This is a genomic window from Peredibacter starrii (assembly GCF_034259205.1).
GTDB classification, from domain to species: domain Bacteria; phylum Bdellovibrionota; class Bacteriovoracia; order Bacteriovoracales; family Bacteriovoracaceae; genus Peredibacter; species Peredibacter starrii.
The window spans coordinates 798,769-825,380 of record NZ_CP139487.1 but is presented as its reverse complement, the minus strand read 5'-3'; the positions used below and the strand labels follow the sequence as shown (position 1 = coordinate 825,380).

29 protein-coding genes are annotated in these 26,612 nt (G+C 41.1%); 14 read left to right on the top strand and 15 right to left on the bottom strand.

Annotated elements, in window-relative coordinates:
* Positions 1-36: 36 nt before the first annotated feature.
* The 4 genes from SOO65_RS04145 to SOO65_RS04130 form a co-directional block, all read right to left on the bottom strand.
* Positions 37-564, bottom strand: a complete 528-nt coding sequence (locus SOO65_RS04145) for a hypothetical protein (RefSeq protein WP_321397400.1) — start codon at positions 562-564, stop codon at positions 37-39.
* Positions 561-1,538 (bottom strand): HTTM domain-containing protein, encoded by a 978-nt coding sequence (locus SOO65_RS04140; protein WP_321400174.1) that lies wholly within the window; start codon positions 1,536-1,538, stop codon positions 561-563. Before SOO65_RS04140 ends, SOO65_RS04145 begins: the two co-directional genes overlap by 4 nt.
* The gene (locus tag SOO65_RS04135) at positions 1,538-2,071 is read right to left on the bottom strand and encodes a hypothetical protein (RefSeq protein ID WP_321397397.1); all 534 of its coding nucleotides are present in this window, start codon (positions 2,069-2,071) and stop codon (positions 1,538-1,540) included. The genes SOO65_RS04140 and SOO65_RS04135 overlap by 1 nt, the downstream gene beginning before the upstream one ends.
* 202 nt (positions 2,072-2,273) lie before the next feature.
* Positions 2,274-3,653: a hypothetical protein gene (locus SOO65_RS04130; protein ID WP_321397395.1), complete on the bottom strand. Its 1,380-nt coding sequence runs from the start codon at positions 3,651-3,653 to the stop codon at positions 2,274-2,276.
* A gap of 480 nt (positions 3,654-4,133) precedes the next feature.
* On the opposite strand from SOO65_RS04130, the gene SOO65_RS04125 reads away from it, so the two are divergent.
* Positions 4,134-4,841, top strand: a complete 708-nt coding sequence (locus SOO65_RS04125) for a GAF domain-containing protein (protein ID WP_321397389.1) — start codon at positions 4,134-4,136, stop codon at positions 4,839-4,841.
* Here SOO65_RS04125 and SOO65_RS04120 read toward each other — a convergent pair.
* From SOO65_RS04120 to SOO65_RS04100, 5 genes are all read right to left on the bottom strand, one after another.
* On the bottom strand, positions 4,831-5,556 hold the full coding sequence (locus tag SOO65_RS04120) for an ABC transporter ATP-binding protein (protein WP_321397386.1): 726 nt from the start codon (positions 5,554-5,556) through the stop codon (positions 4,831-4,833). The genes SOO65_RS04125 and SOO65_RS04120 overlap by 11 nt on opposite strands.
* Positions 5,553-7,184 (bottom strand): ABC transporter permease, encoded by a 1,632-nt coding sequence (locus SOO65_RS04115; protein WP_321397384.1) that lies wholly within the window; start codon positions 7,182-7,184, stop codon positions 5,553-5,555. Before SOO65_RS04115 ends, SOO65_RS04120 begins: the two co-directional genes overlap by 4 nt.
* Complete coding sequence (locus SOO65_RS04110; RefSeq protein ID WP_321397381.1) at positions 7,181-8,173, bottom strand: extracellular solute-binding protein; 993 nt, start codon at positions 8,171-8,173, stop codon at positions 7,181-7,183. Before SOO65_RS04110 ends, SOO65_RS04115 begins: the two co-directional genes overlap by 4 nt.
* Positions 8,174-8,245: 72 nt before the next feature.
* On the bottom strand, positions 8,246-9,244 hold the full coding sequence (trpS, locus tag SOO65_RS04105; protein ID WP_321397378.1) for a tryptophan--tRNA ligase: 999 nt from the start codon (positions 9,242-9,244) through the stop codon (positions 8,246-8,248).
* 44 nt (positions 9,245-9,288) lie between these two features.
* Complete coding sequence (locus tag SOO65_RS04100) at positions 9,289-9,585, bottom strand: hypothetical protein (RefSeq protein WP_321397375.1); 297 nt, start codon at positions 9,583-9,585, stop codon at positions 9,289-9,291.
* A gap of 213 nt (positions 9,586-9,798) precedes the next feature.
* On the opposite strand from SOO65_RS04100, the gene SOO65_RS04095 reads away from it, so the two are divergent.
* On the top strand, positions 9,799-10,689 hold the full coding sequence (locus SOO65_RS04095) for a pirin family protein (RefSeq protein WP_321397372.1): 891 nt from the start codon (positions 9,799-9,801) through the stop codon (positions 10,687-10,689).
* Positions 10,690-10,783: 94 nt separating this feature from the next.
* Entirely contained in the window at positions 10,784-11,197 is a 414-nt protein-coding gene (locus SOO65_RS04090) for a hypothetical protein (RefSeq protein ID WP_321397369.1), read from the top strand.
* Between the two features lie 95 nt (positions 11,198-11,292).
* Here the strand turns inward: SOO65_RS04090 and SOO65_RS04085 are convergent, their stop codons facing one another.
* From SOO65_RS04085 to SOO65_RS04075, 3 genes are all read right to left on the bottom strand, one after another.
* Positions 11,293-12,648: a HAMP domain-containing sensor histidine kinase gene (locus tag SOO65_RS04085; RefSeq protein WP_321397366.1), complete on the bottom strand. Its 1,356-nt coding sequence runs from the start codon at positions 12,646-12,648 to the stop codon at positions 11,293-11,295.
* Positions 12,632-13,318: a response regulator transcription factor gene (locus SOO65_RS04080; RefSeq protein ID WP_321397363.1), complete on the bottom strand. Its 687-nt coding sequence runs from the start codon at positions 13,316-13,318 to the stop codon at positions 12,632-12,634. Before SOO65_RS04080 ends, SOO65_RS04085 begins: the two co-directional genes overlap by 17 nt.
* 61 nt (positions 13,319-13,379) lie before the next feature.
* Complete coding sequence (locus tag SOO65_RS04075; protein WP_321397360.1) at positions 13,380-13,772, bottom strand: hypothetical protein; 393 nt, start codon at positions 13,770-13,772, stop codon at positions 13,380-13,382.
* A gap of 147 nt (positions 13,773-13,919) precedes the next feature.
* On the opposite strand from SOO65_RS04075, the gene SOO65_RS04070 reads away from it, so the two are divergent.
* A complete protein-coding gene (locus SOO65_RS04070) occupies positions 13,920-14,741 on the top strand; it encodes a PDZ domain-containing protein (protein WP_321397357.1) in 822 nt (273 codons plus the stop codon).
* Positions 14,742-14,761: 20 nt separating this feature from the next.
* Here SOO65_RS04070 and SOO65_RS04065 read toward each other — a convergent pair whose 3' ends face one another.
* Complete coding sequence (locus SOO65_RS04065) at positions 14,762-15,049, bottom strand: hypothetical protein (RefSeq protein WP_321397354.1); 288 nt, start codon at positions 15,047-15,049, stop codon at positions 14,762-14,764.
* 230 nt (positions 15,050-15,279) lie between these two features.
* On the opposite strand from SOO65_RS04065, the gene ahpC reads away from it, so the two are divergent.
* The 6 genes from ahpC to SOO65_RS04035 all read left to right on the top strand — a co-directional run bounded on the left by ahpC (position 15,280) and on the right by SOO65_RS04035 (position 20,554).
* Positions 15,280-15,846, top strand: a complete 567-nt coding sequence (ahpC, locus tag SOO65_RS04060; protein ID WP_321397350.1) for an alkyl hydroperoxide reductase subunit C — start codon at positions 15,280-15,282, stop codon at positions 15,844-15,846.
* Positions 15,847-15,902: 56 nt separating this feature from the next.
* A complete protein-coding gene (gene ahpF, locus SOO65_RS04055) occupies positions 15,903-17,456 on the top strand; it encodes an alkyl hydroperoxide reductase subunit F (protein WP_321397347.1) in 1,554 nt (517 codons plus the stop codon).
* A gap of 54 nt (positions 17,457-17,510) precedes the next feature.
* Positions 17,511-17,873 carry a hypothetical protein gene (locus SOO65_RS04050; protein ID WP_321397344.1) on the top strand — a complete coding sequence of 121 codons (363 nt, stop codon included), beginning with the start codon at positions 17,511-17,513 and terminating at the stop codon, positions 17,871-17,873.
* Positions 17,874-17,957: 84 nt separating this feature from the next.
* The gene (locus tag SOO65_RS04045) at positions 17,958-18,752 is read left to right on the top strand and encodes an FAD-dependent oxidoreductase (RefSeq protein WP_321397341.1); all 795 of its coding nucleotides are present in this window, start codon (positions 17,958-17,960) and stop codon (positions 18,750-18,752) included.
* 40 nt (positions 18,753-18,792) lie between these two features.
* Positions 18,793-19,398, top strand: coding sequence for a hypothetical protein (locus SOO65_RS04040; protein ID WP_321397338.1), 606 nt, complete (start codon positions 18,793-18,795; stop codon positions 19,396-19,398).
* Between the two features lie 10 nt (positions 19,399-19,408).
* Entirely contained in the window at positions 19,409-20,554 is a 1,146-nt protein-coding gene (locus SOO65_RS04035) for a hypothetical protein (protein ID WP_321397335.1), read from the top strand.
* Positions 20,555-20,579: 25 nt separating this feature from the next.
* On the opposite strand, the gene paaZ is transcribed toward SOO65_RS04035, so the two are convergent.
* The gene (paaZ, locus tag SOO65_RS04030; RefSeq protein WP_321397332.1) at positions 20,580-22,631 is read right to left on the bottom strand and encodes a phenylacetic acid degradation bifunctional protein PaaZ; all 2,052 of its coding nucleotides are present in this window, start codon (positions 22,629-22,631) and stop codon (positions 20,580-20,582) included.
* 94 nt (positions 22,632-22,725) lie between these two features.
* Complete coding sequence (gene recQ, locus SOO65_RS04025) at positions 22,726-24,540, bottom strand: DNA helicase RecQ (RefSeq protein ID WP_321397329.1); 1,815 nt, start codon at positions 24,538-24,540, stop codon at positions 22,726-22,728.
* Positions 24,541-24,963: 423 nt separating this feature from the next.
* Here recQ and SOO65_RS04020 point away from each other — a divergent pair, with 423 nt between their 5' ends.
* The 4 genes from SOO65_RS04020 to SOO65_RS04005 are packed head-to-tail and all read left to right on the top strand — an operon-like array spanning position 24,964 to position 26,464.
* The gene (locus SOO65_RS04020; RefSeq protein ID WP_321397326.1) at positions 24,964-25,284 is read left to right on the top strand and encodes a helix-turn-helix domain-containing protein; all 321 of its coding nucleotides are present in this window, start codon (positions 24,964-24,966) and stop codon (positions 25,282-25,284) included.
* Positions 25,281-25,454 (top strand): hypothetical protein, encoded by a 174-nt coding sequence (locus SOO65_RS04015; protein WP_321397323.1) that lies wholly within the window; start codon positions 25,281-25,283, stop codon positions 25,452-25,454. Before SOO65_RS04020 ends, SOO65_RS04015 begins: the two co-directional genes overlap by 4 nt.
* Positions 25,455-25,456: 2 nt before the next feature.
* Positions 25,457-26,032, top strand: a complete 576-nt coding sequence (locus SOO65_RS04010) for a hypothetical protein (RefSeq protein ID WP_321397320.1) — start codon at positions 25,457-25,459, stop codon at positions 26,030-26,032.
* Between the two features lie 45 nt (positions 26,033-26,077).
* On the top strand, positions 26,078-26,464 hold the full coding sequence (locus tag SOO65_RS04005; protein ID WP_321397316.1) for a hypothetical protein: 387 nt from the start codon (positions 26,078-26,080) through the stop codon (positions 26,462-26,464).
* The last annotated feature ends 148 nt before the right edge of the window (positions 26,465-26,612 follow it).

Below are 26,612 nucleotides of genomic sequence, written 5' to 3'. Positions count from 1 at the left end.
TCCAGCCATCCGTAAAGCTTTTAAGAGAAAACATACTTACCTCTCAACTTTTTGAGTCACCAGGATCTCATTCATTTCTTTTCTAGGAGTTTGGTAAATGGAATGGATGGATTTATTAGAAAAAGGATGCACTTCAGACCATTTGCGATTGATTTTAACACTAACAACAGGATTTTCCTTGCTGTCGTATTTATGGACGAAATGTCTGATCGCTGGGGCCAAGAGACCTTTTTGTTTCGGATTTCGCAGGTTATCCTGTGAGTACTTCATCCAACGAGCTTTTCTAAAAGGCGCTAGAATACCAGTGGTTTTTTTCTCAACATCATATTCTTTTATAGTTCCATCCTTATAGGTTACTTCAACATAACTTTTAGAATCAAACTTGATAGGATTTGGAGCAAACATTGACCAACTCGGCCAGATCCCCAAGACCATAGCTACCGAAGTCATCTTCTGCTTCATACGGTAATTAAGAGTGTTCGTTTCCGGAACTCCCGCGAAATATATGATGCAGAGATAGCAAACAATCACGACATTTAAACAATACCTGCCAATTCGTTTCATGCCTGACCTCTCAAAGTTCGGATCATTCTTTCTTTAATAGCAGCTGTTAAGTTTGTTTCTTGAATGCCTAAAACCAATGCGTCGGCTTTCTTCACTACAAAGGCCTTTAATTCTTCTGGTCTATAGAAGTTTATCAAGAGGGCCATCAAATAAAACTCAAACCAGATGCCCATGACGTAAAGAAGAGCAAGATGAAAGAAGAGACCAATTAGAATAATGGGTTTACGTAGCTTTTGATTCCAGATTAAGGCACCCAGAGCGAATTCTATCACCAGAGTTCCCCAGGTCATGAATTTCATTGCAGGAAGAGAGTTAAAAAGAAAAGGAATAGAAAAATTCCCAAGGCTTTCTACACGTGTCGCATAATAAACTGCGGTGCCATCAAGCCATGTCTCACCTTTTAGCTTGTGCCAAACGGTCCAAAGATAGACTACAGATAATTGAATTTGAATCAGGCGTAGTGCCCACACAGGCCAGTCTCTTGGTTGTTTAAATCTTGGAAAGTATTTTCCAAGTATTGAATCTACTGACAACGTGTGTCCACATGGCGAGAACACTAGGAGTAAAGTGATCGTTCGCATCAAGACTTCTGATGAACTCAAATACCAAATCGTACGCTGGTGAAAACTAGTCATACAAAGTAGCGCGATTACCAATGATGTTCTGGTAAAAAATCCAAATAAAGAAGTGATCAGTGACAATCCATAAACAATAAAAAGGCCGTAAGTTACTTCGTAGCTTGGATTGAAGAAGTGAAAAAGATTTGCATGAACAAAAGGAAACTGTTCCTTAACCGTCGATAATGAAATGAGTGCATGGGGTCCATAGAAATCACTCACATTATTAACATCAAATAAAAACTGAATCAGAATGAGACCAATCCAGACTATCCGAAATAAAGCGATTCCCTCTGTAGGTTTAACTTCAAAAAAGAACTTATCATATGACCTTAAGGCCCGTCCTAGACTAAACATCACAGCACCTCATAAGTATAAAATTTGAAACTTTCAAAATTCTGGTTATTAGATAAATGGGGCAGGAATTTTTTATCAAGCCTCGGTGTTAGGTACCAATGCTTTACTAAATGGACTTTCAGAGGAATTTTGTGAAAGTGTTTTGCTCTTAATTTTCGAAGAACAAATTTCGCCGTATCATCCCAAAGAAAATCATGATCTTCCCGGTAAAGTGTCGAAGTCATGAGTTTATCATAGCGCTCGCCATAGGTGACGTTGTCAAACATGCTCAGATCTTTGGCCCTCGGAAAATCATAGGTGTCCTTCGAACCATCATCAAATTCAACCTCGGCGGTAATAAAAAGATTCAGGCGTGAGGGATCAGGTGCAAACATAGTCCATGATTGGTAAGTGCTGAAAAAGGACAAATAGGAATCTATTGGTTCATAAATTTTCGCTACGACTTTATTTTCAAGCGGCATATGAACTCTCACCATCACCAGGAAATTGAACAGGATAAAAAAACTAATTAGAATTTTCTTAGAAATGCTCATGGTATTGCCTTAGTTAAAACCACCAATGGAAGGTGGGCCAATCTAAAACAGATTGATTAAAAATGCTATTTCCCCTCTGTGATCTTCAGAATGAGAAAAGGTAACTTTAGATTTACTTAATGATCAAAAGATAAGCTTCGCTACAAGGCAAAAAAAAGGCACCTCTTTCGAGGTGCCCGTGGCTAATAATCTAGACGGAAGATTAACCGTTACGGCCGCGACCGTTGTTACCATTGTTTCCATTGTTACCGTTGAAACCGTTGTTACCATTGTTACCGTTGTTTCCGTTGAAACCGTTGTTGCCGTTGTTACCATTGTTACCGTTGTTACCATTGTTACCGTTGAATCCGTTGTTGCCGTTGTTACCGTTGTTGCCGTTGTTACCGTTGTTGCCGTTATTACCGTTGTTGCCGTTATTGCCGTTGTTACCTACGCGGCCATTGTTACCATTGTTTCCGTTGTTGCCATTATTGCCGTTGTTACCCATGCGGCCATTGTTTCCGTTGTTGCCGTTATTACCGTTGTTACCCATGCGGCCGTTGTTTCCGTTGTTGCCGTTATTACCGTTGTTACCCATGCGGCCATTGTTTCCGTTATTGCCGTTGTTACCATTGTTGCCGTGGTAGCCGTTGTGTCCTGAACGGCCGTTATCGCCGTTGTCACCATTGTGACCAGAGCGTCCGTTGTCACCATTGTGACCAGAGCGTCCGTTGTCACCATTGTGACCAGAACGTCCGTTGTCACCATTGTGACCAGAACGTCCGTTGTCACCATTGTGACCAGAACGTCCGTTATCACCGTTGTGACCTGAGCGGCCGTTGTCTCCGTTCTTACCATTCTTACCATTGTGTCCAGAACGGCCGTTGTTACCGTTGTTACCGTTATCACCAGTAGTAGAAGAAGTAGTCGACGAAGTAGATGTCGTTGTTGAAGCATCTACTGAAACTGTTGTTGTATCAGCTGTTGTTGTCGTAGTTGTTGTTGAGTTATCAACAGTTGTAGTTGTTGATGTATCAGAAGAATCTCCGTGGTTCTCATCGCCACCATCATGATCGTGGTGGTGCTTGATGATCAAGTAAGTCACAACACCAACAATGATTACACCTACGACGATCATTAGCTTACGGTAGCTACGAGAGCCGCCGCCTGTGAAGCCCACACCTTGAGAATAGTTCTTCTCCATGTAGTTCATCGCGACTTTAGAAGCTTCTTCCTCAGTCATGTTTTGCTTTTTTAAAGCATCTAACAAGCGATCGTAATCTTTCTTTGCTTTACCATCGAGAATATTCTTTTGCATGTACGCAAGAATATCTGTTTCTTTCACGCCATCAGCTTTAAGTTTTTCAAGAGCATCTTGAAGTTCTTGTTGAGCATGTTCTTTGAAATAAGGATCACGTTGGTCCCATTCAACAGTCATATCGTAACGGAACTTATCAAAAGCTTCCGCAACTCTGCCATCAACAGACTTAAAGTTTGCTTTGTAGTTAGTAAGGGTACGAGCTTGTACGTTGTGAGGAATTGTTGTTGTTGCGAACAACGATCCAACGAGGAGAAGACTCACATTCTTTTTAACAAATTTCATTTTTCCACCTTTTGTAGGTTAATAGTTACTGGCGGGATGAAAATACTTTGTTAAGAAAATTTTAGTCATATAAAGATTTCTTAAAACAGATTTTAACTATTCGAGACAATTGAACTGATGAAGAGTGTTAACCGAGCACATTCAAACATTTTGTGATGAATTTCGATAAAAAAATCTCTTCAATAAATGATAAATCTCAAACTTAACGTGCTTATGAGTAGTGTTGCTACGTTCTCAACGTTGAAGGCCAACGCACTAATATGGTCTGAAATAATTTATTCTGAAGGACCCCGAGTAGAACAAATGTTTAATTTCGTTAAGGAAAGACTAAAAGACTCGGGAATAAGAAAATCTTTTAAACCTGTCTCCTCTCAATCCCCTAAAACTATTGGCCCTACTATAACCTTTGTTGGAGGACACAGGGGGAAATTTAACCGTTTTCTACTCAAGAACTTAATCAAGAATGTCGAAAATAAGATTATGAGTACGGCAAAGAATTTAACTCTCACAAATTCTCATAAACTGGAGATTACAAATCTTCTAGATTCTCTGGAATTTGATCAAGGGGACGTTGAAAAATTCTTCCAAACTTTAACTGCTTCACTCTGTGATTTTTTCCAGGTGGATCGGGCATCGGTTTGGTTATTCAATGATGATCAATCGGAAATCATTTGCAAAAGCCAATTCGATCGTAAAACAGAAACCTATTCTTCAGGTAAATCACTTGGGGTGTCTGATTACGCCGTCTATTTTAGATCGCTCCATGCTAAAACAAATCCAACAGTGAGTTTGCATCACATTCTCGATGTGCCGCTTAGTACAAACGAATACACTATCGGTGTTTTGTGTTTGGAACAGGTAGAGAATAAAAAGCCATGGCGTCAGTCTGACACAAATCTTTTGAAGATTGCGTCTCACAGTGTTTCAAAGACTCTTTACTCAAAAGAAAAAATCAAACATCTGGAAAGTCTTTTAGAAGAAGAGCGAACTCAGGACCACCATCCAAGACAAGTGGCCCACGAAATCAATAATCCGCTCACCATCATCTTAGGAAACGCTTATCTGCTCAATTCTCTGGCCGAAGAACATTCCCAAGATAGTGAGCTGCAAAAGGCCGCGATCAGGAAGATTGTCGAGGCCGCCCATCGCATTGATAGCATCATCCGCGGTATCAAACCTACGAAATAAAATCTTTCACAAAATCATTAACAGGATTGGCACGAATCTCACTCGGTGTCGCAAATTGTAGAATATTGCCCTTCTCCATAATCATGATACGGTCACTCATACTGAAGGCCTCCACTTGATCATGAGTGACATAGATACAAGTAATTTTGAAATGCTGCTGAATCTGACGAATATCTTTTCTCATCTTCTCGCGCAGCTTTGCATCTAAGTTAGATAGTGGTTCATCCAGAAGCAGAACTTTTGGACGAGCTACAAGGCCCCTGGCGAGCGCCACACGCTGTTGCTGACCTCCACTCAGAGTACTAGGCATTCTTTCAGAAAGACCACCTAATTCAACCATCTGAAGCACATCTTCAACGCTCTTTTTAATTTCAGCTTCAGACGTTTTTTTCATGCGAAGTGGAAAGGCGACGTTTTCAAAAATATTCATATGCGGCCAAATGGCATAGCTTTGGAAGACCATTCCAAGATTTCTTTCGCGAGTTGGAACGAAAAGACTTTTCTCCGGAGAAGAAATAATTTCACCTCCAAGAGATACTTCTCCCCCACTGTTCTTCTCAAGGCCCGCAACAATTCTTAAGGAAGTAGTTTTTCCACATCCCGATGGTCCTAAAAAAGAAACAAATTCCCCATCATTAATCTTAAACGACAAGTTTTTAAGGATGACATTGCCTTGATAGTCTTTAGTCACATTTTTAAATTCAACTGAGCTCATAGACCGTATTTCCCTTTTGTCGCAATTTTAAGAGTGCCATTAAGAACAATGATAAGAACAAGAACACAGAATGCCAGAACCGCGGCCCCTCCACCGGAAGCGTCACCATATTCTTGAAGCTGAAAGATGAGGGTTCCAATTGTTTCATTGCCCGGACCTGTTAGTAGAACTGACATCGTCAATTCAGAAAAGGCCGGCATGAAAACCAAAAAGAATGAAGCAATCAGGAAAGGACGAAGAATTGGAATCCAAATTTTAGTGAAGATCTGCCAGCTATTAGCGCCTGCCACTTGAGCAGCATCAATGAGAGTCTGATCAACTTGGGTGACCCCATCATTAATAATTCTGTAAGAGAAATTTAAAAACTTCGCTACGTACGCAAGAAGGATTATGCCAAGGGTATTATAGAGAGGTAAACGTAAAGAGAGAGTCGTCAGAATCAGACTCAGAGCAAGCACTGTTCCTGGGACAGCATAAGGAATTGCCACGAAGGCCTCTTTAACCTTATTCACAGGCAACGACAACTTCTTCCCCGCTTGCGACAGACCATATCCTATTAAACTGCAGGCAAAAGCGGCAGAGATGGCAAGTAAAACTGAGTTCCAAACTGCGCGATAGGTCTCATCAGTTTTAAAGAAGATGGTATGGAAATTCTGAAACCCAAAATTAGAAAGACTTCTGTCTCCTTGCAACTTACTAAGGGCCGCAATCAGAATTGCACCAATTGGTAGAACGAAGATGATGATCGCGAGAAGTGAAAGAATAACTTGGACCGGAAATTTAGATTTATTGAGTTCAATTAAACTTGGTCTTGCAACTTTCCCAGTCACTAAACTGAATCTGAAGCGTTTGCTGATCACGTGATCCAGATAGAACACAATGGCGGCAATCAAGAGCAGCCCAAGAGAAAGAATTCCACTTAATTTTAAACCGGTGTAAGAGGCCATTTTCTGGAAAATGAAAATCTGAGTTGTAAGCATACTAATTCCGGCAGCATTTCCAATCAAGGCCGCGATTCCGAAATTAGCGATGGCAGAAAGAAACGCCAACAGCATTCCTGAAATAAGCGAAGGCATAACTAAAGGTAATGTGACTTTGAAGAATACTTGCCAGGAATTGGCCCCTGAAATACGGGCGGCCTCCTCGAGTGAAGGATCAATCTTCTCTAATGCAGAAAGAAGATTAATAAGAACAAAAGTATAAAAGAACGCACTCATCACTAAAATAAGTCCTGGCCTTGAATACACATTGATCCAGGGAAGTATGGGCCTTAAGAGTCCATTAGAAGGATTAGCAAGATAAATCCAGGCAATCGCCCCAATGAACGGTGGAATGGCATAAGGAAGACAAAACACAGTTCTCCAAAAGCCTTTGAATGCCAGATTTGTTCTGGTCAGCAACCAGGCAAGCGGCAAGGAAATAAGAGTACTAATAAAAACCGTCGATCCGCAAACCACCATAGTGTTAATGAACGACCTAATGGTCATCGGATTTGTGAAGGCCCTTTTGTAAATAGCGAAATCGAATTGACCATTCTCAAATGAGAAGGAATGTCCCAAAAAGATGAAAGGATAGACACATAAGAAGAATAGAAATACCAGGAGAGCATAGAGACCAAGTTTTTTCATTTGAACATAATCTCCACGTAAGTTTCTTTGATTTCAAAACGCTTCTCAGTTAATTCTTTAATGAGATCCTCCGTCCAAGGGAAGGCCCTGACTTTGAGTTCAGATAAAGGTGGGGCTCCAACCGGTGGAGAGAAATTCTTAAGCGGTGAATGCATATATGATCTAGTCATCGCTTCTTGCCCGTCTTGTCCAAAAAACCAATCTGCAAGCTTCAAAGTATCTGACATGTCTCCGCTGCGCTTGGGAATTCCCATGGTATTGAACTGAGTAACGACACCATCTTCCGGATAGACAGTTTTAAGTCTTTGATCTTCATTTTGAAAACGGAGAACGTTTTCCAGGAGGACAAATCCGATTGGTCTTTCTTTCGTTTGAATCCGCTTAATGACCGCACTATTTCCTCCATCAAAAAGAAAGTTGTTCTTCTTAAGATCATGGAAGAACTCCCAACCATACTTATGCTGAAGAGCGAGCACGGTAGTGAACGCTGTTCCTGAAGCGAGCGGACTTCCGCCGTTAACTAGCCCTTTGTATTTCGGGTTGGCCATGTCTTTAAAGCTTTTCGGTGCATCTTCTGCCTTAATGACGTCGCTGTTATAAACCAAAACCATAATTGGGACTGAAACGACGTGAAAGGTTCCAAGTTGATTCTGATACTCAGGAGCAAAGTTCTCAAACTGTGATGGCCTCCAGCTTACAAGCTTTCCAGAATCAGAAAGTTCCTGATACCAAAATCTCTCGGATGAAATCAAAATATCTGCCTTGGGTGCACCAGCGATGAGTTCCGTATTTACTTTAGCGGCGATTTCTTCTGAGCCTGCTTGATACCAATTGATCTTGAGATGTGGAAAGGCCTTCTCAAGTTTGGGATTCATATCAGCGATAGTGTCTTTATAGAGAGATGTGTAGATCCAAATTTCTTTCTTTCCATCGTCCTTGTTACAAGACGTGAAAAAGAATAAGGCAATCAGAAGCGGCCAATAAGACATTTGATCATTCCTATTAAAAGAGAATGATCAAATTATAAATTTAATGGATTGGAAATGACTCCGCTCAAAGCGTCATCGACGGTATAAAATACCAACGTTTTTATAAACGTTTTCAAGAGTCTTCTGAGCACGAACGGCAGCTCTATCAGCGCCCTCTTTCATGAGTTGATCCAGATAATCTTTGTTTTTCATAAGATCATCATACTTCTCACGAACAGGTCTTAGAGTTGAGACCACTAGATCAGCTAGATCTACCTTTAGATGACCGTACATTTTCCCTTCATACTCTTTTTCAAGTTGGTCAGTAGTTTTGCCACTCAAAACTGAATAGATAGTCATAAGGTTAGAAAGTCCGGCCTTGTTCTCAGGATCGTATTTAATTTCAGTGCCTGAATCAGTAGCGGCACCTTTAATTTTCTTCTCGATCTTCTTGAAGTCATCAATGATTGAAATGAAGTTCTTATCGTTCTCATCTGACTTCGACATTTTTTTGTCTGGCTCTTGAAGAGACATCACTCTTGCGCCCATCTTACCAACATACGCCTCAGGCATTTTAAATACACCTTCGCCGTAGCGGTTCTGCCAGAAGCCCACGATGTCACGAGTGAGTTCTAAATGTTGTCTTTGATCTTCACCCACCGGAACCAGGTCTGCTTGGTAAAGAAGAATATCTGCGGCCATAAGAACCGGATAAGTATAAAGACCAGAGTTGATGTTCTTAGGATGCTTCTCTGACTTGTCCTTAAACTGAGTCATGCGATTCAGGTAACCCATCGGAGTAAGACAAGCAAGGATCCAAGAAAGCTCGGTGTGCTCATGCACATGAGATTGTACGAAAATAATATTTTTCTTTGGATCTAAACCAAGTGCTAAATACTGAGCGAAGAAACTAAAAGTTCTATCTTCTAAAACTTTTGGATCTTGAAAAACAGTTAAGGCATGAAGGTTCGCAAGAAAATAGAGACAGTCATAATCATCTTGAAGCTTGGTCCAGTTATTGATCGCTCCAATATAGTTTCCTAGAGTGAGATCACCTGTTACTGTACTGCCGCTTAAGATTGTTTTTTTCATGCGTTAATTATACTGACAGAGTTCCTGATTTACAATGCTTTACGTTAGCCTAAAAGCCCTTTGAGCTGACCCATTTGAAGACAGATATGTGGGTCTTTCTCAAGTGCTTCGGCCAGACGGGTATCAAAGTCAGACCCAGAATTTACCGCCGGAAAAAAGAGGCCCTTCAAATCGCTACGGATTTTAGTAAAGATTTGAGGATCCTTCTCTTTGGCATCGTTGAGTTCATCCATCTCTACAATGATTTCCGAGATTTTACGAAGCCATACAAAGTTTTCATCATTTAGAGATAAGTGCCATAGATCATAGGGTCCCAGATGTTTCTCGAGTTTAACCTCCATAATCTTTCCCTGATATTGAAGAAGGGCCTTATGAAGTTCTAAAAGTTGGGGGTGTAGTTTGCCGAATGATTCCATGTTTTTACCTCAGGCCTATAATCCCGAATTTTTCACTCTTTTGAAAGGCTCGATACGTAATAATCCGTCTTTATCAGGTGCTATTTTAGTTTCGTCTCAGACGAGGTAAAATGGTTCTCGTTAACAAAGGAGCCCGTTATGAAAAAGCTACTCTTCTCTCGTCAGCAAAATGAACGCCACTGGGTTGGTGATGGGTTTCCAGTTAGATCAATTTTCAGCTATCACGATGGTGCCAAAGACATATCACCCTTTTTAATGATGGATTATGCCGGTCCTGCAAACTTCGGACCTTCCACTAAACGAAGAGGTGTTGGTTCTCACCCGCATCGTGGTTTTGAAACAGTCACAATTGTTTACTCAGGCGAAGTAGAACATCGCGATTCAGCTGGTGGTGGAGGCATTATCAGAAATGGTGACGTTCAATGGATGACCGCCGCTTCAGGACTAGTGCACGAAGAGTTTCATGGACCTGTTTATTCGAAAGAAGGCGGACCTTTTGAGATGGTTCAACTCTGGGTGAATCTTCCTAAAAAAGATAAAATGACAAAACCTCGCTATCAAGGAATTAAGAATGAGCACATTCCTAAACTTGATCTTCCTGATGGTGCTGGAACGATTCGCGTGATCGCGGGCCTATATGAAAGTGCTCATGGCCCGGCCATGACTTTCACTCCCATTAATCTTTGGGATTTAAAATTGAATGCCAATAAGTCTTCTACCTACACTGTTCCCGCAGGTCATACTGCCACACTTTTTGTGATGGAAGGAGAAGTTCAAGTTGAGAGCGGCGAGATTATTCGTGAAGCAGAGTTCGCGGTCCTTGATCAGAAGGAAGCAACTTTCACAATCAAAGCTCTTAAAGATAGTAAGGTTCTCTTCATGGGTGGAGAGCCGATTAATGAACCAATCGCTGGGTATGGCCCTTTCGTGATGAATTCTCCTGAAGAAATTCATCAGGCCTTTTCAGATTTCCAACAAGGTAAGATGGGAAGTATGGAAAATATCGAAGGTTCGGAACACGGTCACTAAGAATTCTCATTACTTAGCGATTTCATAAGCTTTGCACATTTAAGTTCTACACTCCCTGTATGCACACTAAGTGCTCTTATACAGGGAGACCATTATGAACGTTAAACCAACCACTCTAGCTCTAGTAACTCTTCTTTCATTTTACGGAAATGCCCAGGCTCAAAGTAGTCATGAAGAAGTTCACGCCGCTCTCGAAGCTTGTTCTGCAGAACTTGGAATTTCTCGACCAGAGCCAGGCACTAGACCAAGCGATGAAGATCGCCAAGCCATGGATTCATGTCTGGCAAGTAAAGGTATCTCGAAACCTCAGGGCGGACCTGGTAGAGGTCGTGGAATGAACAGTGAATTTAAAGCGGCCATGGATGCTTGTATCTCTGAAACAGGTGTTACAAAACCTGAAAGGGGCCAGCGTCCGAGCGAAGAAGATCGAGCAAAAATCGATGCATGTCTTGAATCAAAAGGTATTTCAAAACCACAGGGCGGGCCAAGAAGCGCCAGTGCCCAGTGATACTGAGTGCGTGAGCTACTGCGACGTCTGAGGGGATCGAAACAGTAGCTTACAAACTCTTTTATACAGGGGGGAGGCATGAAAGCTTCCCTTTTTTATTTGGTAGGAAATTGTATTGTTAGTTTGAGACCACTGTTTGGAAGATTGCTTACAGAGAAAAGACCTTCATGAAGAGTAACAATCTTCTTCATAATGACAGAACCAAGACCAATTGAAATACTTGAATCACTTGAGGTCTCACGAGAAAACTTCTTCTCACCAAAATTTTCAAGATACTCTTCTTTCATTCCTGGACCATCATCGATAATTTCTAGATACAACTTTTGGTTCTCAGTACGAAGACGAACTGTGATTTGAGAACGAGCAAAGCGAGAAGCATTAGAAAGAGCATTTCTCAGAAGTCGCTTCAATAGGTGCGAGTCACCCTTGATTGAGGCATTTGAATTTAGCTCTAAAGCGACTTTAATTTTTGAAGTCTCAAAGTTATCCACTTCTTCCTGGATAAGATCATTCAGGGACACATTCTTAAAGTTCACGCTATAGCGAGGATCGTTCACACCAGATAAGAAGAGCAGATCCTCTACCAGTCTTTCAAAGTAATTAACTTCTCTCATTGCCAGCACCTGAGTACGACGACGACTTTCTTCATCCAAAAGATGACCTTGATGAAGCAGGATCTCTTGAAATTGTTTTAGTGAGGCCACTGGAGTCCTAAGATCATGAGCAAGCTCCTGAAGCATAAGCATGCGGGCCTTCTCAGTGTTTCTCAAATTCGTTACGAGAATTTCTATTTGATCGGCCATCTCATTAAAGCGAGACATGAGAAGACTGGTCTCATCTACTTCACCAATTTTAAATCGGGCCTTAAGATCACCCGCCTTGAGCTTGGCGATCACTTCTTCAGCTTGTTTTGATTTTTTTCTCACATAAAAAGAAAGGAAGATAAATGAAAGACCAATCCCTACAATGATTGACACAGAAATTGACACCAGACCAATAAGATGAGCGCCAGGAGGTGGCCCACCGGGACCTCCTCTCATTCTAGGACCAGGCCCTTGACCAAAGCCCCTATCTTCTCTAATGAAAACGACAGAGCGATCATTGGAAAGTTTGTTTAACTTTTCTTTTTCAAAATCAGGTACATCATCCTTTTGGGCATCGATGATATTTTTATTGTTATCCACCAAATAGGAACGGACCGGGCCACGAGGCTCCCGGGATTTTTCGACCAGCTTATAGGCCTCATCCGCAGAGAATTTTCCACTCGCCACAAGATTTTTCATGACATCAAAATGTTCCATGTGTGGGCCACCCATACTGAGTTGAAGCTTTCGCTCTCGCTCTGTGAGTTCACGCATAATGTAGCCACCGGCCACAACACAGATGATGGTGATAATGGCACTAAGTCCCAGCCACTTAAGTGTGAAGGACCATTTATTCCAGGTTTTCAAGTCTATACCCCACTCCATAAATGGAAGTGATTTGAATATCGTCGATGTTACTGCTCTTTAGAGTTTTACGAAGTTGGCTTACATGAGAATCAACCGTGCGATCAATGATATCGCCTTCAGTTCCTAAATGAGTGAGCAACTGTTCACGTGTAATAATCTGATCATGATGAGACATAAAATAAGAGAGGATATCGAACTGACGACGGTTTAGAGTTATCGGTTCATCTTTATACGTGACCATTCTTTGTTCAGGATTTACTCGAAGTTCACCGAGTTTAAGTTCTTTAGTTGCTCCGAATTTAGGACGAAGAACAACTTTGACTCTCGCCATAAGTTCTTTGTGAGAAAATGGCTTCTTCACAAAATCGTTTGCGCCCAAATCGAGAGCACGGACGACCGTATCTTCATCAGTCTTGGCAGTAAGAAAAAGAATTCCAATTTCTTTATTCTCAGATCTAATTTTTTTACAAAGATCGGTGCCCATTCCGTCCGGAAGGTTGATATCGAGTATCGCCAGATCATAGGAGCCTGACGAAAATTCGTCATAGCCCTCTTTCACTGTTTTCTTCCAGGTAATTTCATTACCCTCAAGTTTAAGGCTAATAACTAGACCTTCACCCAACATGGGGTCGTCTTCTACTAAAAGGATTTTGGGAGTTAGATTTCGCATGATCTTAGTATCTTAGAGAAATGTGGAAAGATGATGAAAAACTTCAATAATTCATTTCCGACTAATACGGTCCTATCCGTTTATATTGATCGTTACTAAAGCCTGGAGGCAGTTTTTGAAGATAACCAGGTGGTAGTTCAAATTCCTCCTTCTCTTGCTCTTCTGCCACTGGGGGCTCTGGCGACGCAGGCGTTATATTAAAGACGGCATTATCTGGAAAGATTTGTGGCGCCTGTTGCTCTTGCTCTACTTCTTGTTGAGGAGCGGGGGAAGGACAAACGCATTCGACCTGGATTTTATCTTGCTGCCGTTGAGGGGTCTGAGTTGTTGGGGTTTGTTTTTCTTCTACTTTCTGCTCTTCCTGAAGAGTTTGATCGTTGCTTTGTTCATCTTGCTCTTGCGCAAAAGCGACGAAAGGAAAAAGCATGACTAGGAACAGTATCAAGACCTTCATGACATCAATTGTAATGAATCATTAATGAAGCCATGAACTAAAACTTCTCCTAAGAATAGAAAAGTAGATCACTATCGCCATGCTACTTTACTGAAATTTCATTTTAAGAAAGTCTACACAAGCAGTTGTCTGCAAAAGGAATTCTGCATGAGATCAATAGCTATTATGTCTCTTATTGCTTTAGTTGGTTGTGCTTCTGAACCTGCATCTTATAAAGAGAGCAAGGGGAAGACAGGGTTCTCAGACAAGATTGTCGATCAGAATCTAAGAGTTTCTACTTTTCAGGGGAATTCGGCGACGAAAAAAGAGAAGGCCCAACTCTATGCTAAGTTTCATGCGATTGAACTCTGTAAAGAAATGAATCAACCCTACACTCATATCCTAACGATTCGAGATACATCATTTCAAAAAGAGATCACTCAAACTAACACATATGGACCGACATATTATTACGGCGTCTCACCATACTATGGAAGATATGGAGCATACGGTGCCGGAGTGAGTATGTATGGGGCCTATGGACCCATGAATACGCAGACCACAACCGACGTGAAACCAGTGCCACAGTTCGATGTTTACTTTGAATGTGTTCCAAAAGCTATGGATGCCCGAATGTCCTTCAAAAGTTTATCGGCATCCGATATGAAGAATCTCATGCAAGATGTGAAAGGCGGTGTTCAGGTTGAAGAAATTCTTCCTGACTCCCCTAACAAGAATATTCTACAAGTGGGTGACATTATCATCAAAGGTAATGGGACTCGCGTGGAAAAAGTGGTTGAACTTTATCAAGCTCACCGAAACTCCAATGCAAATCAGTTTACCGTTGAATTCTTTAGAAATGGGAAAATGAAATCTGCGAATGTTAAATTCCTCGATGTGACTGAAATGGTTGGAACGGCCCAGAATGAAATTCTGAAAGAGGCATGTAAAGAAGATGGCATTAAAGGTGTGCGAGACATCTGCAAATAGCAAATGTCTCGAAGCAATAACTATATTTCGAATGCCATAATATCAACGAGAACACATCCTGGAGTCATCATCGAAATCACTCGAAGTGATGAACCATCTTCTAGAGCGACCTTAACCCCTAAGGCAACATACCCATCTGGACCACGGTTTTCAGCATTACCTGAAACGCTATCAACAACTGCCTTTTGGTTGTAAAATTTTTCAACATAGGAAATTGCATACTCTGATGCGTCTTTTACACACGTAGTATTTGCTGCGAAACTTGAAAAAGGAAGCAAAGTGATAAGACCAACAATAAAGGTTTTCATTATTTTCTCCTGATTTTCTTCTACATAACGAATGAATTAAACTTCCTCTATCTTCATGTAAATATTCCATGACCAAACCGCTCCAAGACTCCTCAGAAACATCCTAAATTTCAACAGCTTAAGCATCATAGGTTTTATCTATCGACTCATAAAAATCAAATATTGGATGGGATATCGGATTTGTACGAAGATCAATCCTGTGAACATATCCAAAATAGGAGGATCTACACATGCAAACTATTATCAATACAAAAGTCCCGGAATTCAAAGCACAGGTATATCACAAGAATGAATTCAGAACTGTTACTAATAAGGACATCGAAGGCAAATGGGCCGTGTTCTTTTTTTACCCAGCTGACTTCACATTCGTGTGTCCAACTGAGCTTGTAGACGTTGCTGAGAAATATGAAGAATTCAAAAAAATGGGTGTTGAAGTTTACTCAGTAAGTACTGATACACACTTCACTCACAAAGCTTGGCACGATACTTCAGAATCAATCAAGAAGATCAACTACCCTATGCTAGCAGATCCAACTGGTGCTCTATCTCGCGCCTTCGGTGTGTACATCGAAGAAGAAGGTCTCGCTTACCGCGGTACTTTCCTAGTGGACCCAGATGGAAAAATTAAACTAGCAGAAGTTCAAGATAACGGAATTGGCCGTAATGCTGATGAACTTCTTCGCAAAGTTCAGGCCGCTCAATTTATCCGCAACCATCCGAACGAAGTATGTCCTGCTAAGTGGAAGCCAGGTGCTGATACTTTAAAACCAGGTCTAGACCTCGTTGGTAAAATCTAAGCTAAAAAATTAAAGAACGAGGCCCCAAAAGGGGCCTCACTTTTAAAAGGTTTGTTATGTTAGATAATAATATTTTAGAACAATTAAAGAACGTTTATAAGGCCCTTGAGAATGAAGTGACACTTACTTATGCTCAATCAAGTCATGAGAAGCAAAAAGATCTGCTCGACCTGATTAAGTCGTTAGCTTCAACATCTGACAAGATCCTCGTAAAGGAATCTTTCGAGAATTCTGAAGTACCAAAACTAACTTTGGGTCATGCTGGGAAAGAGACTGGCATTACTTTTTTAGGTGTTCCTGGCGGACATGAGTTTACTTCCCTGGTTCTCGCAATTTTAAATGCTGACGGAAAAGGCAAATTACCTGATGAATCCATCCTAAATCGAGTAAAGCGTCTTAAAGGCAGTGTGGATATTCGCACTTATATTTCTTTAAGTTGTGAAAATTGTCCTGAAGTAGTTCAGGCCTTAAACATCATGGCCCTTAACAAACCCGACTTTAAACACACTATGATTGATGGTGGTTTAGTTCAAGATGAAGTTCAGAAGCTCGGCATCCAAGGTGTCCCAAGTGTTATGATCGGCGATAAGCTAATCAGTTCGGGAAAAATTGGATTGGTAGATCTAATCTCAAAACTTGAAAAAGAATTTGGCATTGATGATTCAGTTTCAGCAGAACCAAAAACGCTGGATCTTGGTGAATTTGATGTGGTAGTCGTTGGTGCTGGACCCGCTGGCGCTTCATCTGCCATCTATTCTGCTCGAAAAGGCCTTAGAACTGCTATTATCGCTGAAAGAATTGGTGGTCAGGTTCAAGATACTAAAGGTATCGAAAACCTGATTGGGATTAAATATACGGAAGGTCCACAACTGGCAGCTCAACTTATGGCCCATATCTCAGATTACGATATTAAGATCCTTGAACACCGTCGTGTAAAAACCGTTGGTGAAGGTCCTAATAAACGTATTGAACTTGAAAGTGGTGAATTCCTGCATACGAAATCGCTGATTGTAGCAACTGGTGCGAAATGGAAAGAGCTTAACATTCCAGGTGAAAAAGAATACTTGGGTCGCGGAGTTGCCTTCTGTCCTCACTGTGACGGCCCTTATTTTAAAGGCAAAGACATTGCGGTAGTTGGTGGTGGTAACTCTGGTATCGAAGCTGCCATTGATCTTGCTGGTATTGTGAAATCAGTGACTGTCTTTGAATTCATGCCTACACTTAAGGCCGATAAGGTTTTAGTGGATAAATTAGAATCACTTCCTAATGTGAAGATCATTAAGAACGCCCGCACTAACCGCGTGATTGGTGACAACGGTAAGGTGACCGCACTTGAGTTTGAAGATCGCACTTCTGGTGAATTGAAATCTCTGGAGCTCGATGGTGTGTTCGTTCAAATTGGTCTCGTGCCGAACAGTTCATTCGTGAAAGGTGTGGTCGAGATGAATAAGTTTGGTGAAATCCTGGTTGATGAGAAATGTCGAACAAACATTCCTGGAATCTACGCTGCCGGTGATGTGACTGATGTACCTTATAAGCAAATCATCATCGCAATGGGTGAAGGTGCCAAGGCCGGTCTCTCATCGTTCGAAGACATCATGCTCAAATAAAAATTGTCATTTACCTCTCCTTCACTCATCCTTAATGAGTGAGGGAGAAAATTTATGCGTCTTTTTACATTATTAGCGTTTTCATTCATCGTATCAACTGCTCAAGCTCAATCAATCTCGTGTACGGCCCAAGTCTTTGAAAGTTTTCCTGACGGATCAACTCGACAAGAAAGGAAGGAACTTACTGTAGAGACAGAAAATCCTGTTCATATTTCACTTTCGACCGATCTTGATGGACGTGGCTTCACCCTAAGCGGAAACAAGGAATACGGACCCTACTTCATCAGCATCACCGAAGAACCGGACTATACCAAAGGTTCATTAAGCACGGCCGAATTCTCAAAAGATGGTCGACTTCAAATCTCGATTGTTGATGGTCGTTTGGTTCATAAGTTGGAATGCTTCAAAAAGAATTGAACATTCCTTACACAAACAAAGAATTAATCGCAAAGCCTTGTTCAATCGTTCAGAATGGACTTAGTTGACCATTCAGAGGACATAATGAACGAAATTTGCATTATAGGCGCAGGAATTACAGGTATTCACCTGGCAAAGCAATTATCAGATTCAATCCTTCTAGAGAAGTCACGAGGAGTAGGAGGAAGAATTGCCTCTCGCCGATTAGATGGTCATCCTTTTAATCATGGACCTCAAGAAATCCAGATTGAAAATATCTCAATAAAAGATCCACATAAATGGATAAAAGATGAATCAAAAGAACTGATGGTTCTAAACAATTGGGAAGTTACCCATTTAGAACATGATAGTGGAAAAATTAAAATTCTTGGGACAAACGAAAGGGTCATTGAAAGTAAAAAGGTAATACTGACATGTCCCGCTCCTCAAAGTAAGTTAATTCTCGAAAGGTCGAGAAAAAGCGCTCATTTCCTAGAAAAAATAAAATACACATCGATTGTTCAATTTTTGGTGTTAACAAATCTGAATTCTAATTTCGAGCTATTAGAAAAGTATTTCAATCTTAAGATTCGCAGAACTCTGCCTAACAATCAGTGTTTTTCTTTATTTGAAGTAAAGTCTGAATACCTCGAAGAAGTCCTGGGAAAGGAGAAAGAAGCCATAAAAAATGAGTGCTTGTCTTTGGTTGAGGGTATTGTTTTAGACTCTCATGCTCATAAATGGCGTTATTCAGAAGCTTTAACCTCTCTTGGGCCCGAACATCAGTTTAGTTTTGCTGAGGATAATATTTTTTTGGCGGGGGACTATTTCGGAAGTCATGGGATCAAAAGTTCTTTGGAGTCCGCTCAAAGACTCATCAATTATTGGCAACTGATATAGATCAGCAAATTTTCACGATTTCTTAGATAAAATCAGAAGCATGAAATTCCTCATGCTCAAAATATTTCTATTCTCACTCTTGGTCCCTTCTTTAATTAAGGCAGAGTCATTTGCCGAAATTGAGGTTCTGGGTAAAGTCAAAATGAAAGGTAATTCAATTGAATTCATTCCAAGAAATCAATCGGATGCCATGGCCGTACCAAGTCTTGTGAAAGATCAGAAATTAATAAACAGCATAAGCTCCTTAGAGTCCGCAGATGAGGCCTTTGTAAAAGGTCACGTTATTTTTCAAAAATTCGATTCCGATGGTAACGGACAAATGAAGCCGGTATTTGTCATCGAATCAGTAAAGCCTATTTCGCTTAAAAGGATTGGGGACATTGGCGACATGCAAGACTTTCCCCGAAAACAAGATTATCTAATCCTGAAAGCGGATTCATTCGCTCCTTGGTCAATTCCAGTTAGTACTGAAATTGCGTCAGCAATTACAATGACCTCCGCAATGCTCCTAATGCAATCGTTAACCGCCTCACCGCTTCAACCGGAAGGTATTCAACAAATACAAAGAGGATTGATACTATCAGCGGGAGCATTAATGACAGGTGCTCTGATCATTGAAAAATTTACGATTAAAGACAAAAAATAATAGAGGATTTATGTTCAAACTAAGCTTGGCCTTCATCACTATGTTAATTTGTGGTCTCGCAATTAGCGGGCCAGTTTTACAAATGAACAAAGCATTTCTTGCTCTTACTGACTTGATCCCATTTATAACTGACAGAGACAAATTCATGGATAAGAAGAACGAAGAAGTTATAACGGCCAAGATTGCTGAGTTACAAACAGCTTTTAAAAATGCAAAACATGACAGTCTCTTAAAAGAGGACATCTTTGCCCCTTCTTATGCTTTAGTAAATGAACACCTTGAGGATAGCCTCCAAGCATACAAAAGTGGGAAAAAAGATTACGCTCATTGGAGACTCCAGGAAACCACTTCGCTCTGTCTGGACTGTCACACAAGAATGCCCCCTTCTCATCCTTCTAGTTTCCAAAATGGAGAGCTCTCAATTGATAGTTCTAAATTCACTGATAGTTACAATTTAGGGATCGCTCAACTCATCGTCCGTCGATACGTGGACGCTAAGCAAAGTTTCACTCGAAACATCGATGATAAACTAATTAAAAAAGATTTTAAGGATCTTATCCTTCCTTTCAAACAAGTACTACTTATTGAGGCCAAGGTCCAAAAGGATCCGGCCAATCTTGAAAAGTTTTTGGAAAGCTATTCAATAAAGAAGGACATACCAGAGGAAGTCCGCACTGAGCTTAAAATATGGACAAGAAGAGCAAAACACTGGAAGGGAAGTAAATATTTATCTGGTCTAACAAATGACAAAGAAGTCAGAGCTTTTATTTCTAAAGAGTTAATCCCATTAAAAAAACAAAATAGCTCGATTGAAAATTTTGACGTTGATCTATTATTTTCCTCAGGTCTTCTTTCTAACTTTATTTTTGAAAATCCAAATTCCTCTCTGGCCCCTGAAATCAGCTACTGGATAGGATGGTCAGAGAAATATCTTAAAAGAGAACAGTTCTTTGGCTCCGGAGACTTATTCTTAAAACAATGTATTAAGAAATATTATAAATCTCCGGTCGCAAAACAATGCCTTGATGAGTATCGAGAAAGCATTATGTTTGATTTCTCAGGATCCTCAGGAACTAACATCCCCGAGGATGTACAAAAAGAACTGAATAATCTTGAAAAAATGATTCAGTCGAAAAAGCAATGGACCTTGCCCTGACAACTCAGAACGCTTTTTTCAATAATCAAGCGTTCTGATTTTTTTTCTTCACCATGGTCAAGATTGTCGCAATGGCCACAGAATCACCAGTCTCATCGTAGACGTCTACTAACCATTTCACGATGCCTTTAGCGATGTCCTCGGGTGACTTCTTTTCCTGGTCGACTTTCTCTTTACAGGTAAAACGCACGCCAATTGTGGCGCCAGGATATACAGGCTTAATGAAACGGCACTCATCAAGACCATAATTAAGAAGAACCGGACCTTTGGGAGGATCCACGAACAATCCAGCTGCTCTCGATAGGATGAAGTAACCATGGGCCACTCTCCCCTTGAACATTGTGCCTTCGAGGGATTTTTCATCCATGTGAGCATAAAATTTGTCGCCTGACAGATCAGCGAAGTTCTCAATGTCTTCCAAAGTCACATGGTGTTTTTCAGTAACAAGAGTCTCACCGATTTTAAGTTCTTCGAAGTACTTGCGGAATGGGTGCACATCACAGATCGTCTGCTTTGCCCCATACTGATATTGATTCGTAATTTTAGTTAGAGTTGTCGGACTACCCTGAATGGCCGTGCGCTGAAGATAGTGCATCACTCCACGCTTACCACCCATCTCTTCCCCACCACCTGCGCGACCCGGGCCACCATGCACCAGCATTGGCATTGGAGAACCGTGACCTGTGCTCTCTTTGGCACAATCAGCGTTGAACACGAGAATACGTCCGTGCATGTTCGCAGCACCAACCACAAACTCGCGAGCAATATCATCGTCTGCGGTTGCAATTGAAGAAACGAGTGAACCAAGTCCCATGCGAGAAAGTTCAATCGCATCGTCGGTCGTTTTATAAGGCATGATAGTTGAAACTGGACCGAAGGCCTCAATGTTGTGGCAGTCAGTTTTTTCAAACGGTCTATCGTTTAAGAACAAGATCGGTGGCATGAAGGCCCCTTTCTTAGCATCAGCGCCTACGACATTAAATTCATCAAGGTTACCGTAAACGATTTTTTGTGAACGGCTCAATTGATTAACTTTCTCACGCACTTCTTGACGTTGAGTCTCACCAGCAAGTGAACCCATACGAACATCTTTGTTCTCAGGGCTACCAATAGTTGTTGTAGCAAGACGCTTACTAATGCCCTCTTGAACAGCTTCGATAAGATTTTCAGGAACGATGAGACGACGTACGGCCGTACACTTTTGTCCTGCTTTGATTGTAATTTCTTTAGCGGCTTCTTTAATGAAGATATCAAACTCAGCTGAACCAGGTTTCACATCAAGACCAAGAACCATGGCATTTAAAGAATCTGCTTCCAGATTGAACGGTACTGATTCTTGCACTAAACGTGAGTGAGACTTAAGCATTTTACCAGTTGAGGCAGAACCAGTGAATGTCACCACATCCTGATTGATGACGTGATCAAGAATTCCGTTTGCAGAACCACAAATAAGCTGAAGTGATCCTTCAGGTAAAATTTTAGAGGCCACTATTTCTTTTACTACTGCTTCAGTTAAAAAACTTGTGATGGTCGCAGGCTTCACAATCGCCGGTACACCCGCGAACAGGTTAACCGCGATTTTTTCAAGCATTCCCCAAACCGGAAAGTTGAAAGCGTTAATATGAATCGCTACACCCTGCTTAGGAACAGCAATGTGATGACCCACAAAGCTTCCGCCCTTAGAGAGCTTTTCCATACCGCCATCTACGTAATAAGGAAGATCAGGAAACTGACGACGAAGAGACGCATAGGCAAACAAGTTACCGATACCACCTTCAATATCAATCCAGGAATCCACACGAGTAGCACCCGTGAGGTAACTGATCTTATAAAAATCTTCTTTTTTCTCATTGAGATGAAGTGCGAGTGCCTTCAACATGCGCCCACGTTCCTGGAAAGTCATCTTACGAAGCTTCTTTCCTCCAGTGGTACGAGCATAATCCATCATATCGGCAAAATTCAGACCGCGTGAGCTTGCTGTATAAAGAGCTTCACCAGTCACAGCATTGAATAGCTGCTGACCTTCACCAAAGCCATGAGTCCATTTACCGAGAGCGTAGTTTTCTAATTGGCGCATATGTCTTCCTTAAACGTTTTGAGCGTTTACTCTAACATTTGGGCCTTTAGAGTACAAGTTTCGGACAGAATGGCCGACGGTGCTGACGCAGTATTTACTGCGAACTTAGATATTCTCCAATGACTTCTAAAAAGGCATCCCCATAAGACTCGAATTTACTTTGCCCCACCCCGTGAACCATTAGAAATTCATCCTCGTCTCGGGGAAGAAGGTGGCACATATCATGGAGGGATTTGTCGTTAAAAACAATATAAGAAGGTAGCTTCTTTTCTTTGGCGATAGTATTTCTCAAATTACGCAAAGCTTCGAAAAGATCATGGCGATCATGCTTAATTTCTCTCGTCCTCGAATTTTCTTTCTTATCAGCTTTTGCCGGGGCCAACTTCTGTTTTCTTAACTGTAACTTCTGCTTACCTGTCAGGATTTCGAGGGACTTCTGATTTAAATGGAGACCGCGATATTCCCAGTCCTTAATCGAAACATAGTTTAAATTCATTAGCTGCCTAAGAATAATGTCCCAATGCTCTTTAGGCTGATCTTTTCCAATGCCAAAAACTGAGAGTTCATCATGCTTCCTCTCAAGTACCTTAGCACTTCTACTCCCTCGTAAAACATCGATCACATGCCCAGCACCATAAATCTGCTTCGTTCGGTAAATGGCCGACATTATTTTCTGGGCATCTACAGTAGCGTCCCACATGACCGGTGGTGAAAGACATGTGTCACAGTAATTACAGGTACTCTTTCCGGCTTCACCAAAATACTGGAGAAGAAATTGACGACGGCAACTAGCGGCCTCACATAGAGCGAGCATTGAATCTAATTTATGTCTGGCAATTTTTTTATAATTTTCATCGGCATCTGTCGTCGCGAGCATCTGCGATAGCTTGACCACATCCTGTAAACCGTAAATCATCCAGGCCGTAGAAGGCAGACCATCTCGCCCTGCTCGACCAGTCTCCTGGTAATAGCTCTCAATACTCTTAGGCAAATCCAAGTGGGCCACAAATCGAACATCTGGACGATCGATTCCCATTCCAAATGCAATGGTTGCAACGACAATGATTCTATCATCTGCATTGAAGCGCTCTTGATTTTTTGTTCTCACTTCTTGAGAAAGTCCTGCATGATAGGGAACTGCTGGATAGCCCATTTTCTTTAAAGAGGCCGCAACTCTCTCAACCTTATCTCTCGAGAGGCAATAGACAATTCCGGTGTCTTCCGGATGATGTGATTTGATGAATCCATCTAGCTGCTTAAGTTCATCATTCCGATCTTGAATGATGTATTTAATATTGGGTCGGTCAAAAGAAGAAATAAAAAGTGCCGGGGACTTCAATCTTAACTGATCAGAAATATCACTTCTAGTCTTTGCGTCGGCTGTTGCAGTCAAAGCGATCACCGGAACTTCCGGAAATGAATCTTTGAGTTCACCAAGTCTTGTATAATCTTTTCTGAATTCATGTCCCCACTGAGAAACGCAATGGGCTTCATCAATGGCGATAAGTGAAATCTCAACGTCCTTGAAAAACTCGATCATCGTCGGAGTAAGAATTCCCTCTGGGGAAACATAGACGAGCTTTACTTTGCCTTGTTTGATTTTCTCTTTCGTCTTTCTCGATTCATGATGACTCAGGGCCGAATTAAGAAAGACGGCCTTGACCCCCACTTCTTTCAAATTCATCACCTGGTCTTGCATCAAAGAGATGAGTGGAGAAATAACAATCGTAATACCATCAAGATAAAGGGCGGGGATTTGATAACAAAGGGATTTACCACCACCAGTTGGCATGATGGCGAGTGTATCGTTACCGTCTAAAACTGAATTGATGATTTTATGTTGTTCGAAACGAAAGGACGTATACCCAAATGTCTCTTTAAGAATTTTAAGAAGCTTTTGTTCTCTCACCTAGACCTCGTTTCAATGGAAGTTAGGTATTTTACCGAAAGCTCTTACGGTCTTTCAAAAACAATCTAAGTTCTTAAGGCCATCCTTCAAAAGTGGAATATAAGCAGGACCCACTTTCGCTGGCGAAAGTACATTAAGTTATAAATTTAAGGAATTTTGGTTGCGGGAGCAGGATTTGAACCTACGACCTTCGGGTTATGAGCGGTCAAAGAAAAACTCTGTATCTCACTGAATTCTAATGTAAATCTTTCTAATTATTAACATTTTTCTCCTTTGCCCATTCTCTGAATTTCCCTCAATTTCTACCCTTTTCTACCTGTCCTCACGCCCAATTCACGCTCACCTATTCGGTTTCAAAGATCTCAACTGACACTAATTAATGTCTCTAAAGGGATTTTAGTGTCACTAAACGGATTGAGGCTTATGAAACACCGTACACCTGACATGATAGCTATTGTGACTATCAAAACGACTTTAAAAAGGCTTATTGCAGACTCAGGCATTACAGTGACCCATTTATCTCGGGCCACGAAAATACCTGCTCAAACGCTTCATAACTGGCTTGCAGGGGCCGAACCTAAAAGCCTTACCCAGCTAAAGAAGGTAGCAGACTACTTTGACGTAAGCTTGGATTACCTTTGCTTTGGGAAAGAACCTAAACCAAAAAAAGTCTTAAATGAGTATGAAAGTGAGATCAATGCAGGAATTTTTGAAGTTGTTCTCAGGAAGGTAAAGAGACAATGAGACTGATTCTTCTCATCCTATTGATTGTGTCATTCTCAAAAACGAATGCTGTCCAAAGCAGCCAATTCACCACTGAAAGATTTAACAATGGAATGCTCCGCTTAGAGAATGATGAAGCTATTTGCTATCTCCATGACTCAGGTGGACTGAGCTGTAAGTTTAAGGACTAAACATGAATAAGCTATTCACTCTCCTCCTTATCATTTCTTCAGGATGTGGACTTGTACAAGTTAGGTCATCTAAAGAAATGAATTCAATGTTAGAAAAGCAAAAAGCATCACTCCCACAGTTTAAACAGGAAAGCTCTAAGAACTGGAAATACGGGACTCAGATAGACCCTATGGATAATAGCGTGACATACATGGCAGTATCTCACTCTAAAAATAAAGTGAACCTAAGCTTTCCTTACCATGGCGGGACTCAAGCCAAGATCGGCTTAGTGAAATACAGTAATGGCCATCGAGTTGCATCCATTGAAGTTACAAAGGGCCAAATAAGTTTTAATCATATCGCAATTGGAAGGCTTGAAGAAATGAGAGTCAAATTTGGAAATGACAATCTTGAAAGCTATGAAATAAAAATCCCTCAAAATACTAAAAACGATTATCTTGTAATTTACAACCAAGATCGTTTCATCAGAAATTTGAACCAATACAAAACTGCTAAAATTCAGCTTCGCTTTTTTAGAGATGGCCTCAAGACTTTTGAATTTGCCACAGATGAATTACAAAGTTTCTTTTTAGAATAGTGCCTTCGAAATTGATTTTTTATCTTCCTATGAGAGAATGGCCTCATGGGACGAAAGAAAGTCGATTTACCAGATAATCATCTTGTAACAATTAGAGAACTCTCCTCTAGGGGTCTCACTCGTCAAAATATTGCTGATTATTTGGGCATTTCCCTGTCTACCTTCGAAAGAAGGATGGAAGAAGATTCAGAAATTGAACGGGCGATGAAGATGGGCAAAGCTAAGTCTATCGAAGCAGTAGCAAGTACAGCTTTTAAAATGGCGACATCTGGAAAATATCCAAACATGACCATGTTCTGGTTAAAGACTCATGGAAAGTGGAGCGAAGAAGCTAGAGAGGAATACGAGACTGAATTTACGTTTAAACTTGCCTATAACCTTGATGCTCCGCCACCTTTAGAGGACACTATCTATGATGGAGTTGAGCTTTAAATCACCCCGCCGAAATAACTCTAATGTCTTGGTGTCTCTATAAGCTCTCTTTCGGCTCCAGGGCAGCGAAGTGAACCTTTTATCCAATAACGACGCGCGCCAACATTTCTTTTTATATTCATATAAAATTGAAGATTAAAGGACAGCA